Origin of the sequence: Amycolatopsis sp. cmx-4-83 (assembly GCF_046548815.1) — a bacterium.
Taxonomy (GTDB): Bacteria; Actinomycetota; Actinomycetes; order Mycobacteriales; family Pseudonocardiaceae; genus Amycolatopsis; species Amycolatopsis pretoriensis_A.
This window is the reverse complement of the sequence record NZ_JAEBEF010000010.1, coordinates 47,811-58,855: the sequence shown is the minus strand read 5'-3', so window position 1 is coordinate 58,855 and position 11,045 is coordinate 47,811. Positions and strand designations below refer to the sequence as shown.

Genomic DNA, 11,045 nt, shown 5'->3' with positions numbered 1-11,045 from the left:
ATGTTCGGTTGCAGAACGAGTGTGCGTGATGCGAACAGTTTGGAGCACGTGATGGCGGAGCTGCTGTCGCTCGAGGAGGCCGTGGCCCGGCTGGTGCACGACGGGGACACCGTCGCGCTTGAGGGCTTCACGCACCTCATCCCCGTGGCGGCCGGGCAGGAGATCATCCGGCAGCGCAAGCGTGACCTCACGCTGGTGCGGATGACCCCGGACATCGTCTACGACCAGCTGATCGGCGCGGGCTGCGCCCGCAAGCTGATCTTCTCGTGGGGCGGCAACCCGGGAGTGGGCTCACTGCACCGCTTCCGCGACGCCGTCCAGCACGACTGGCCGGTCCCGCTGGAGATCGAGGAGCACAGCCACGCGGGCATGGCGAACCGCTACGTCGCCGGCGCATCAGGTCTGCCGTTCGCGGTCCTGCGCGGCTACACGGGTACGGACCTCCCGGCCCAGACGGACACGATCAAGCCGATCACGTGCCCCTTCACCGGCGAGCAGCTGACCGCGGTCCCGGCCCTGAACCCGGACGTGACGATCGTCCACGCCCAACGCGCCGACCGCGCGGGCAACGTCCAGATGTGGGGCATCACGGGCGTCCAGAAGGAAGCGGTCCTGGCGGCGAAGCGCTCGATCGTGACGGTGGAGGAGATCGTCGACGAGCTGGAGCCCCGCCCGGGCGCGGTAGTCCTCCCATCTTGGGCGGTCACCGCGGTGGCCGAGGTCCCGGGCGGCGCGAAGCCGTCGTACGCGGCGGGGTACTACGAGCGCGACAACGCGGCGTACCAGGCATGGGACGCGGTGGGTCGCGACCGCGAGGAGTTCACGAAGTGGCTGAACAACCTGACGGGGGTGACGGCATGAGCCGGACCCGCACCCTTCCCCCGCCGCCGAGCCATCCCCGCCCCGCCCATTCGAGCCCGCCTCGCCCCGCCGGTCTCGGCTGCCTGACCGACGCGGGCCGCGTCGCTGCAACTCGGCCTGCCGATCGCACCCGCCCGGGCCGCGCTGGCGCCGCATCCGGGCCCGTCGGTGGCACCCGCCCGGGCCGCGCCGGCACCGCATCCCGGCCCGTCGGTGGCACCCGCCCGGGCCGCGCCGGCACCGCATCTCGGCCCACCGGCCGCACCCGCCAGGCCCGCGCTGCCGCCTCATCCGGGCTCGTCGGTGGCACCCGCCCGGGCCGAAGCGCCGCCGCATCCCGGCTCACCGGCCGCACCCGCCAGGCCCGCGCTGCCGCCTCATCCGGGCCCGTCGGTGGCACCCGCCCGGGCCGCGCCGGCACCGCATCCCGGCTCACCGGCCGCACCCGCCAGGCCCGCGCTGCCGCCTCATCCGGGCCCGTCGGTGGCACCCGCCCGGGCCGCAGCACCGCCGCATCCCGTCCCGCCGGCCGCACCCGCCAGGCCCGCGCTGCCGCCGCATCCGGGCCCGTCGGTGGCACCCGCCCGGGCCGCAGCGCCGCCGCATCCCGTCCCGCCGGCCGCACCCGCCAGGCCCGCGCTGCCGCCGCATCCGGGCCCGTCGGTGGCACCCGCCCGGCCCGCGCCGGCACCGCATCCCGGCCCACCGGCCGCACCCACCCGGCCCGCCCAACCGCATCCGCCGGCGCACCCCGCCCCCTCACCCGAACCCGCCCCGCGGAGGTCCGAGCATGAGCACCGACTACACCGCGGACGAGATGATGAGCGTCGCGGCCGCCCGCGCCCTCGCCGGCGGCAAGTCCTGCTTCGTCGGCATCGGCCTCCCCAGCAAGGCGGCCAACCTCGCCCGCCGCACCCACGCCCCCGACCTGAACCTGATCTACGAATCGGGCTGCCTCGGCGCGAAGCCCTCCCGCCTGCCCCTCTCGATCGGCGACGGCGAGCTGGCCGACACCGCCGACGCCGTGGTCAGCGTCCCCGAGGTCTTCAACTACTGGCTCCAGCCGGGCCGCATCGACGTCGGCTTCCTCGGCGCCGCCCAGCTCGACAAGTTCGGCAACATCAACACCACGGTCATCGGCTCCGACTACCACGACCCGAAGGTCCGCCTCCCGGGCGCGGGCGGCGCCCCGGAGATCGCGGCCTCCTGCGGCGAGGTGTTCATCGTCCTGCGCCAGAACCCGCGCGCGTTCGTGGAGAAGGTCGACTTCGTCACCTCGTTCGGCCACGGAACGGGCAGGGGCGACCGTGAGCGCCTGGGCCTCCCCGGTCAGGGCCCGACCCTGGTGGTCACCGACCTGGGCCTGCTGCGCCCCGACCCCGAGACCGCCGAACTGACCCTCACCGAGCTCCACCCCGGCGTCGAGCTCGATCGGGCCATCGCGGCGACGGGGTGGAAACTGAAGGTCGCGGAGGACCTGAAGGCCACCCCCGCCCCGACCGAGCAGGAGCTCAAGGTGCTCCGAGACCTGGAGAAGGCGAGCGCATGACCGACGTCTACATCCTCGACGCGATCCGCACCCCGTTCGGCCGCTACGGCGGGGCGCTGGCCGGCGTCCGCCCGGACGACCTCGCCGCCGGGGTCCTCAAAGCCCTCCAGGCCCGCACCGGCCTCGATCCGTCCACAGTGGACGAAGTCACCCTCGGTGACGCGAACGGCGCGGGCGAGGACAACCGCAACGTCGCCCGCATGGCCGCGCTGCTGGCCGGCTGGCCGACGACCGTCCCGGGCAGCACCGTCAACCGCCTCTGCGGCTCCGGCCTCGACGCGGCGATCCAGGCGAGCCGGGCGATCCAGGTCGGCGACGCCTCCCTCGTCGTCGCCGGCGGCGTCGAGTCGATGACCCGCTCGCCGCTGGTCATGCCGAAGCCCGAAAAGGCGTTCCCCGCCGGCAACCAGACCCTCTACAACACCGCGCTCGGCTGGCGGATGGTCAACCCGGCGATGCCGTCGCAGTGGACGGTCTCCCTCGGCGAGTCCACCGAACAGCTCGCCGAGCGCTACGGCATCGGCCGCGACGAGCAGGACGCCTTCGCCGCGCGCAGCCACGTCAACGCCGCCAAGGCCTGGGACGAAGGCTTCTACGACGACCTCGTCGTCCCGGTCGAGGGCGTCGACCTGGCCCGCGACGAAGGTATCCGCCCGGACTCCAGCCCCGAGAAACTCGCCAAGCTGAAGCCCGTGTTCCGCAAGGAAAACGGCACCGTCACGGCGGGCAACGCCTCCCCGCTCAACGACGGCGCCTCGGCCCTCCTGCTCGGCGACGAAGCCGCCGCCGGCCGGCTGAACAGGGCCCCGCTCGCCCGCATCGCCGGCCGGGGCGCGGCCGGCGTCGACCCGGACGTCTTCGGCATCGGCCCGGTGCGCGCGGCCGAGATCGCCCTCGAGCGCGCCGGCATCGGCTGGGACGACCTGGCCGCGGTCGAGCTCAACGAGGCCTTCGCCGCGCAGTCGCTCGCCTGCCTGCGCGACTGGAAGGACCTCGACCCGGAGATCGTCAACACCCACGGCGGCGCGATCGCCATCGGGCACCCGCTCGGCGCGTCGGGCGGCCGGATCCTCGGCACCCTGGCCCACGACCTGCACCGCCGCGGCGGGGGCTGGGGCCTGGCCGCCATCTGCATCGGCGTCGGCCAGGGCCTGGCCGTCGTCCTCGAAGGCCGGTAAAGGAGAACAGACGTGGCCACTCCGACCGAACTCAGGCTGCCGCGCTACGGGCAGGACCCCGAAGGCACGCACCCCCCGCTGGACTCCACCGGCTACCGCTCCACGGCCTTGCGGCACCCCAAGCAGGACCTGGTGCTGCTCCCGCAGATGCTGACCGAGGTCACCGGCCCGCTGCTCGGCCCGGGCCGGCTCGGCGAGCTCGACAACGACCTCACCCGTCAGCACGCGGGCGAGCCGCAGGGCCAGCGGATCATCGTCACCGGCCGGCTCCTCGACGGCGACGGCCGCCCGGTGCGCGACTCCCTCGTCGAGATCTGGCAGGCGAACGCCGGCGGCCGCTACCGGCACACCGGCGACCGCTGGCCGTCGCCGCTCGACCCGAACTTCGACGGCGTCGGGCGCGCCCTGACCGACAGCGACGGCCGCTACACCTTCACCACCATCAAGCCCGGCGCCTACCCGTGGAAGAACCACGACAACGCCTGGCGCCCCGCGCACATCCACTTCTCGGTGTTCGGCTCGGCGTTCACCCAGCGGCTGGTCACCCAGATGTACTTCCCGGACGATCCGCTGTTCTCCCAGGACCCGATCTTCAACTCGATCCCGGACGAAAAGGCCCGGCAGCGGATGGTCTCGCGCTACGACCACGAGATCACCCAGTCCGAATGGGCGCTCGGGTTCCAGTTCGACATCGTGCTGCGCGGGCGTGACGCGTCGGTGTTCGAAGAGGAAGAGGACGAGGACGAATGACCAGGCTGCTCCCCACCCCTTCGCAGACGGTCGGCCCCTACCTGTCGATCGGGCTGCCCTGGCCCGACGGCCCGCACGTCGTGCCCGAAGGCACGCCCGGCGCGTTCCGGATCCGCGGCACGGTCCGCGACGGCAACGGCGACCCGGTCCCGGACGCGATGATCGAGACCTGGCAGGCCGACCCCGACGGCGGCTTCGCCCACCCGGACGACCCGCGCGGCGCGGCGAACGGCGAGTTCCGCGGCTTCGGCCGCTGCCCGACCGACGCCGACGGCACGTACGAGATCCTCACGCTGCTGCCCGGCGTTGTCCCCGGCGAAGGCGGCACCACGCAGGCGCCGCACATCGACGTGTCGGTGTTCGCGCGCGGCCTGCTCAACCGGGTCGTCACGCGGATCTACTTCGAGGACCAGGACAACTCCGCGGACCCGGTGCTGGCGACCGTCCCGGCGGAGCGGCGCGCCACGCTCATCGCGGCGAAGACCGACGACGGCTACCGCTTCGACGTGCGCTTGCAGGGCGACGGCGAGACGGTGTTCTTCGCGGTATGAACGGAGGAGGAGGCGGCGTGAGCTCCGTGCGGGTGCACCGGGTCGTGGAAGGCCCGGAGGACGGGCCGGTGGTGGTGTTCGGCGGGTCGCTCGGCAGCGACCTCCGGATGTGGGAGCCCCAGGTGGTGCCGCTGCTCGAACGCGGCTTCCGCGTGGTCCGTTACGACACACGCGGTCACGGCGCCTCGCCGGTGCCACCGGGTCCGTACGAACTGGACGACCTGGGCGCCGATGTCCTCGCGCTGCTCGACGAGCTCGTGGTCGAGCGGGCCCACCTGGTGGGGCTTTCGCTCGGGGCGATGACGGGCATGTGGCTCGGCGCCCACGCACCGGACCGGGTGGCGAGCCTGGTGCTGTGCTGCACGTCCGCGAAGCTCGGCCCGCCGAGCATGTGGGCGGAGCGGGCCGCCAAGGTCCGCGCCGAGGGCACTTCCGCGGTCGCGGCGGCGGGCGTCACCCGCTGGCTCACCCCGGGCTACGCCGAGCGGCACCCCGACCGCGCCGCCTACCTGCGGTCGATGATCGCCGGGGTCCCGGCCGAGGGGTACGCGGCGTGCTGTGGCGTGATCGAGCGGATGGACCAGCTCGACGCGCTGCCGAAGATCACCGCCCCGACGCTGGTGATCGCGGGCGCGGACGACCCCGCGACCCCGCCGGAGGAGCACTCGCGCCCGATCGCGGAGGGCATCCCGGGCGCGCGGCTGGAAGTCGTCGCGGACGCGGCGCACCTGGGCAGCTACGAGCAGCCGGCGGAGTTCACCCGGCTGATCCTCGACCACTTGGAGCGAGTGTGACCGACCGGCACGAACAGGGCATGAAGGTGCGGCGCGAGGTGCTCGGGGACGAGCACGTCGACCGCGCGGTCGCGGGCACGACGGACTTCAGCCGCCCGTTCCAGGACTACATCACCGAGGGCGCGTGGGGGTCGGTGTGGTCCCGCGACGGCCTCGACCGCCGGACGCGCAGCTGCGTGACGCTGGCGGCGCTGACGGCGTTGCAGGCGCACAACGAGCTGGCGATGCACGTCCGCGCGGCGGTCCGCAACGGCCTGACGGCGGCGGAGATCAGCGAGGTCCTGCTGCACACGGCCGTCTACGCGGGCGCGCCGGCGGCGAACGCGGCGTTCGCCATCGCGCAGCGCACCCTCGCCGAGCTCGGCGAGCCGAGCACCCGGCCGGCCGACGCCGGATAGGGTGCCGGTCATGGACGCGGGGAGGCCGATCGACGTCGAGCTGGACAGCGAGCCGGCGCACCGTGGTGCCCACCACGTGCAGTCGCTGGAGCGCGGCCTGGCCGTGATCAAGGCCTTCCACGCGGGAGCGGCGGAGCTGACCCTGAGCGACGTCGCCCGCGCGACCGGCTTGACCCGCGCGGCGGCCCGCCGGTTCCTGCTGACGTTGACCGACCTCGGCTACGTCCGCACCGACGGCAAGTACTTCTCCCTGACCGCGCGCGTGCTGGAGCTGGGCTACGCGTACTTGTCGAGCATGACGTTGCCCGAGGTGGCCCAGCCGCACCTGGAGAAGCTGTCCGCGACGGTCCACGAGTCGAGCTCGGTCTCGGTCCTCGAAGGAACGGACATCGTCTACGTGGCGCGGGTGGCGATCTCCCGGATCATGACGGTCAGCATCAACGTGGGCACCCGCTTCCCGGCGTACGCGACCTCGATGGGCCACGTCCTGCTGGCCGGCCTCAGCAAGGCGGAGCTGGAGGCGTACTTCCTGGTGGCGAGCCTGGACCGCCTCACCGACCACACGGTGACGGCCCCGGACCCCCTGCGCGCGGAACTGGCGGCGGTGGCCGACCAGGGCTGGGCGATGGTCGACCAGGAACTGGAGGAAGGCCTCCGCTCGGTGGCGGCCCCGATCCACGACCGCAAGGGCCGCACGGTGGCGGCGGTCAACCTGTCCACGCACGCCAGCCGCACGACGGCGGAGTCGGTCCGCGAGAACCTGGTCCCCCCACTCCTGGAGACGGCCCGCGCGATCGAAGCGGACCTGGCGATCGGAGCCCCGGGCCGAGCCCATGGCTGACCCCCCACTGCCTGCCACCCGGGTCGCCGGCCTCCTCCTGGCCGCAGGAGCCGGCCGCCGTTTCGGCGGCCCGAAGGCCCTGGTCGAGCTGAACGGCGAACCCCTGGTCCGCCGAGCCCTCCAAACCCTGACGGCGGCAGGCTGCACCCCGATCCGCGTAGTCGTGGGCGCAGCAGCCGCCGAAGTCCGCGCCCTCCTCCCCGACCCATCGTCGGCGGTGTTCGCGGAGGACTGGCAGACGGGCATGGGAGCCTCCCTCCGAGCAGGCTTGGCCGCACTGGCGGAAACCCCCGACGCTCCGGTGGCGGCCTTGGTCCACCTGGTCGACCTGCCGTGGGTAGGCCCCGAGATCCTCACGCGGGTCGCCGCGGAGGCAACCCCGGAGGCAGTGGCCCGCGCGTCGTACAACGGAGTCCCCGGCCACCCAGTCCTCCTCGGCCGCGACTGGTGGCCGGAGATCGCAGCCACCGCCCAAGGCGACCGAGGCGCCCGAGACTGGCTCGCGACCCGCAAGGACCTGAGACTGATCGAGTGCGCCGACCTGGGTAGCGGCCGCGACGTCGACCGCCCCACTGACTTGCCGAACCCGCCGCCCCGCTGACCACCCGCCCCAGCGCAAGCGGCTTCCGGCACTTCGCCGCTCCGCCCGCACTGCTCCCCGCCACCCCAAAGGTCGCGACCTTCCCGCCCAGCCCCTCCCACGCCGTCGCGGCCCGCGGACCCCACCCGACGAGTCGACACGCCCCACGCGAGCCACCTCGGCCCGGACCATCGGCCGCCCCGGTACTGCAGCCGCCCGCCCTCCGGCAGGCGGTCCGGCCTGCCGTTCGCCTCCGCCGGCTGGCCTCGGGTCGCCCCGGTTCCGCAGCCATCTCGGCCAGCAAGTCGCGCCCGATCTGCGAGTTGCCCCCGCTGCCCATCGGCCAGTGCGTCGCAGCGCGGCACGCCAGTTGCGCCCGGCCACCCCGGCATCCCGCGGCCAGCAAGCCGCCGCCCCGCCGGGCAGCCGGCCGCACCCGGCCGCGCCTCGCCGGGCACCGGGCCGCGTCCGGCAGGCGCCCCGCCGCGCACACGGCCGCACCCCGGCCGTGCCCGCCGCGCGCCCCGGCGGGCACGCGGCCGTGGGTCATCCGTCCGGGCCTCCTGCTCCGCACACACCGCACCCTCCCCACCCGCCGCCTACGATCGGGGCGTGACCGACTTGCTCGCCTCGCCCGAAGAACTCGCCGTTGCTCTCGACGGGACCGGTTACCTCGCCGATGACGGGCTGGCCACCGCCGGGTTCCTCGCGCTCAAGATGGGGCGCCCGCTCTTCTGCGAAGGCGAACCCGGTACCGGCAAGACCTCGCTCGCCCTCGCCCTGGCCGCCGCGCTCGATCGGCCGCTCGTGCGGCTCCAGTGTCACGAGGGCATCGACGCCGCCCAGGCGCTCTACGAGTGGGACTTCCCCCGCCAGCTCCTGCACCTCCGGGCGCTCGAAGCCGCCGGCACGCTCGATGTCGAGGCCGCCGAACGGTCGCTCTACACCGAACGGTTCCTCCTCGCCCGGCCCCTTCTGCAGGCCCTCAAAGCTCCCTGCGTCCTGCTCGTCGACGAGATCGACCGCGCCGATGACGAGTTCGAAGCCTTCCTCCTGCAGCTGCTCGACGAGAACGCCGTCACCATCCCCGAGTACGGGGAGGTCCGAGCCGCGCAGCCGCCGCTCGTCGTGCTCACCTCCAACCGGACGCGGGAGGTGCACGACGCTCTCAAACGGCGGTGCCTCTACCACTGGCTGGAACACCCGGACCTGGTTCGGGAGGTCATGATCCTGCGCCGTAGAATCCCTCGAATAGGTGAAGTTTTAGCTGGGCAGATCGCTGAAGCGGTGCATCGGCTCCGTGAAATGGACCTGCTGAAGCCACCGGGAGTAGCTGAGTCACTCGATTGGGCGAGAGCCCTGATGACTCTTGAGCGCGACGAGCTGGACGCGGCCACCGCGGCGCGGACGCTCGGGGCCGTCCTGAAGTACAGCGAAGACCTCGACCGGGTACGGGCGAAACTCGACGCCCTGTTCGCCTGACCCGAGGGCCGAGACGGGGGAGAACCTGCGGATGAGCGTGGCGGAAACGACCGAGACGAGACCGGCCGCGGAGCCGGCGCCGGATCGGCCCGAGGCGGCCGGGGCGAGGACCGGCACCTGGCGGGGCAAGCTCGCCGCCGTGGCCGCGATCCTCGGCGGCACCGCGCTGATCGCCGTGCACGCGTCCTTCTACGGCCACTGGCTGATCGACGACGCCGCCATCACGTTCGCCTACTCGCGCAACGTCGCCGACGGCTTCGGGCCCGTCCTGCAGCCCGGCGCCTCGCCGGTCGAGGGGTACTCCAACCCCACCTGGATGGTGCTGCTCGCGCTCGGGAAGCTCGTCGGCCTGTTCGACCACGGGACGCTGTTCGGGGTCAACGACCAGATCCTCTTCCCGAAGGCGCTCGCGCTGGCGTGCTGCCTGGGCGTCCTCGTCCTGTTCTACTTCGGCGCCAAGACGCTCACCCGCCGCCCGGCGCTGGTCACCTTCCTCACCGGGGCCGTGCTCGCCGCGATCCCGTCGTTCGTGATCTGGTGCTTCTCCGGGCTCGAGAACTCCTTCTACGCCCTGACCGTCGCCGCGCTCGCGGTGGTGATCCTGCGCGCGGTCCAAGGCGGACGGCTGCTCGGCACGCAGGTCGCCGTCGGCACCGGGCTGATCGCCGTGCTCGCCGCGCTGACCCGGCCCGACGGCATCATCTACGCCGGTGCGTACCCGATCGTCGTCCTGCTGTTCCTCAAGCGGGAGCTGCTCGGCCGCAGCGTCCGCGCGGTCGTCCTGTCCGTCGCCGGCTTCGCCGTCCCGTACGGCGCTTACGTCGTCTTCCGCTGGTTCGAGTTCGGCCGGCTGGTGCCCAACACCGCCGTCGCCAAGGGGCAGGAGCCGCCGAACCTCGACGACCTCGCGCGGCCCGGGGAGATCGTCTCCTACGTCGGCTGGCTGGTCGTCGCGATCGCCGTCGCGTGCCTGGTGATGCTGATGATCCGGCCGTCGAAGCTGCGCACCGGCCTGATCGCGCTGCTGGTGCCCTTCGGGCTGACCGTCGTCGCCTACATCGTCCTCGAGTACGACTGGATGGGGCAGCTGCGCTTCGCCACCCCGGTCTGGACGCTCGGCGCGTTCGGCGCCGCGGTCGTGGTCGTCGAGGCCCTGTCCGCGGCCCGGCTGCGCGGCCGGATCGTGCTCGCCTGCCTGCTGGTCGTGGCCGCGGTCAGCTCGGTGAGCGGGTTCTACACCCAGGGCACGACCTACCGCGCCAACGTCAAGACCGCGTTCTGCATCGTCGCCGAGCGCGACGCGCAGGCCGTCAACGGCTTCGCGGACATCCTGAAGCTGCCGAACAGCGCCCAGGTCGGGCTGATCGACCTCGGCGGGACGTCGCTGGGCAGCCGCATCCGGGTGCTCGACCTGGCCGGCCTCGGCGACAAGCCGATCGCCGACTACCTGCACCGCGCCGACATGCAGGGCCTGCGGGACTACGTCTTCACGAAGGCCAAGCCGGAGCTGATCACGTTCATCGGCTCGTGGATCACCACGCTGCAGTTCGACCGGGACCCGCGGTTCGAGCAGGACTACGTGACGATCTTCGTCAACCAGCCGATCGGGAACATGACCGTCGATTCGCGCAACTGGGTCAGCTACCACGTCCGGCGCGACCTGGTCGACCCGGCGAAGCTCGCCGAACTCCAGGCGTACGCGCAGAAGACGCTGCCGCCGATCCTGGAGCTGAACAAGACGGCCGGCCTGCGCGGCTGCGCGAACATCCAGCCCGGCATGAAGGTTTCCTGACGCACGAACCCGAAACGCCCGCCCGGTCCACAATGGACCGGGCGGGCGTTTTTAATTGCGTTGCCGGGCTCGCGCGACTCCGGCATCCTTTTCCTCACACAGCCGGAACCGCCACCGAGAGGAGGAGATCGTGACCCGACAACGGAACCGCCGCGCCACGGTCTCCCACGCCGTTCGCTGAAATCTTTCCGAAAAGCTCTTCGCGCCCACCCGCCGCTACCGGGTCGGCCGCGGCGAAGAGCGCGGTCCGCGTGCCCACCCGGGGAGGG

Annotated in this window: 11 protein-coding genes; all 11 read left to right on the top strand. The window is 72.9% G+C overall.

The window, feature by feature from the left end; translation table 11 throughout:
• The first annotated feature begins 51 nt into the window (after positions 1 to 51).
• The 11 genes from ACLJQM_RS29835 to ACLJQM_RS29785 all read left to right on the top strand — a co-directional run bounded on the left by ACLJQM_RS29835 (position 52) and on the right by ACLJQM_RS29785 (position 10,776).
• Entirely contained in the window at positions 52 to 861 is an 810-nt protein-coding gene (locus ACLJQM_RS29835) for a CoA transferase subunit A (protein WP_360782693.1), read from the top strand.
• A gap of 790 nt (positions 862 to 1,651) precedes the next feature.
• Entirely contained in the window at positions 1,652 to 2,410 is a 759-nt protein-coding gene (locus ACLJQM_RS29830) for a CoA-transferase subunit beta (RefSeq protein ID WP_247013183.1), read from the top strand.
• Positions 2,407 to 3,588 (top strand): thiolase family protein, encoded by a 1,182-nt coding sequence (locus ACLJQM_RS29825; RefSeq protein ID WP_410633635.1) that lies wholly within the window; start codon positions 2,407 to 2,409, stop codon positions 3,586 to 3,588. The genes ACLJQM_RS29830 and ACLJQM_RS29825 overlap by 4 nt, the downstream gene beginning before the upstream one ends.
• Before the next feature lie 12 nt (positions 3,589 to 3,600).
• Positions 3,601 to 4,338 (top strand): protocatechuate 3,4-dioxygenase subunit beta, encoded by a 738-nt coding sequence (pcaH, locus tag ACLJQM_RS29820; protein ID WP_360782687.1) that lies wholly within the window; start codon positions 3,601 to 3,603, stop codon positions 4,336 to 4,338.
• Positions 4,335 to 4,889, top strand: a complete 555-nt coding sequence (pcaG, locus tag ACLJQM_RS29815) for a protocatechuate 3,4-dioxygenase subunit alpha (RefSeq protein ID WP_410633634.1) — start codon at positions 4,335 to 4,337, stop codon at positions 4,887 to 4,889. The genes pcaH and pcaG overlap by 4 nt, the downstream gene beginning before the upstream one ends.
• A gap of 17 nt (positions 4,890 to 4,906) precedes the next feature.
• Positions 4,907 to 5,683, top strand: coding sequence for a 3-oxoadipate enol-lactonase (gene pcaD / locus ACLJQM_RS29810; RefSeq protein WP_410633632.1), 777 nt, complete (start codon positions 4,907 to 4,909; stop codon positions 5,681 to 5,683).
• Positions 5,680 to 6,081, top strand: coding sequence for a 4-carboxymuconolactone decarboxylase (gene pcaC / locus ACLJQM_RS29805; RefSeq protein ID WP_410633631.1), 402 nt, complete (start codon positions 5,680 to 5,682; stop codon positions 6,079 to 6,081). The genes pcaD and pcaC overlap by 4 nt, the downstream gene beginning before the upstream one ends.
• A 10-nt stretch (positions 6,082 to 6,091) precedes the next feature.
• Positions 6,092 to 6,922 (top strand): IclR family transcriptional regulator C-terminal domain-containing protein, encoded by an 831-nt coding sequence (locus tag ACLJQM_RS29800; protein WP_247013172.1) that lies wholly within the window; start codon positions 6,092 to 6,094, stop codon positions 6,920 to 6,922.
• Positions 6,915 to 7,523, top strand: coding sequence for a nucleotidyltransferase family protein (locus ACLJQM_RS29795; protein WP_360782677.1), 609 nt, complete (start codon positions 6,915 to 6,917; stop codon positions 7,521 to 7,523). The genes ACLJQM_RS29800 and ACLJQM_RS29795 overlap by 8 nt, the downstream gene beginning before the upstream one ends.
• Positions 7,524 to 8,114: 591 nt before the next feature.
• Positions 8,115 to 8,984, top strand: coding sequence for an AAA family ATPase (locus ACLJQM_RS29790; protein ID WP_410633630.1), 870 nt, complete (start codon positions 8,115 to 8,117; stop codon positions 8,982 to 8,984).
• A gap of 31 nt (positions 8,985 to 9,015) precedes the next feature.
• On the top strand, positions 9,016 to 10,776 hold the full coding sequence (locus ACLJQM_RS29785; RefSeq protein ID WP_410633628.1) for a hypothetical protein: 1,761 nt from the start codon (positions 9,016 to 9,018) through the stop codon (positions 10,774 to 10,776).
• The last annotated feature ends 269 nt before the right edge of the window (positions 10,777 to 11,045 follow it).

Coding starts and splice junctions, on each gene's coding strand:
- ACLJQM_RS29785 (WP_410633628.1), top strand. CDS start 9,016: ATGAGCGTGGCGGAAACGACCGAGACGAGACCGGCCGCGGAGCCGGCG.
- ACLJQM_RS29830 (WP_247013183.1), top strand. CDS start 1,652: ATGAGCACCGACTACACCGCGGACGAGATGATGAGCGTCGCGGCCGCC.
- ACLJQM_RS29795 (WP_360782677.1), top strand. CDS start 6,915: ATGGCTGACCCCCCACTGCCTGCCACCCGGGTCGCCGGCCTCCTCCTG.
- pcaG (WP_410633634.1), top strand. CDS start 4,335: ATGACCAGGCTGCTCCCCACCCCTTCGCAGACGGTCGGCCCCTACCTG.
- ACLJQM_RS29835 (WP_360782693.1), top strand. CDS start 52: ATGGCGGAGCTGCTGTCGCTCGAGGAGGCCGTGGCCCGGCTGGTGCAC.
- ACLJQM_RS29800 (WP_247013172.1), top strand. CDS start 6,092: ATGGACGCGGGGAGGCCGATCGACGTCGAGCTGGACAGCGAGCCGGCG.
- ACLJQM_RS29825 (WP_410633635.1), top strand. CDS start 2,407: ATGACCGACGTCTACATCCTCGACGCGATCCGCACCCCGTTCGGCCGC.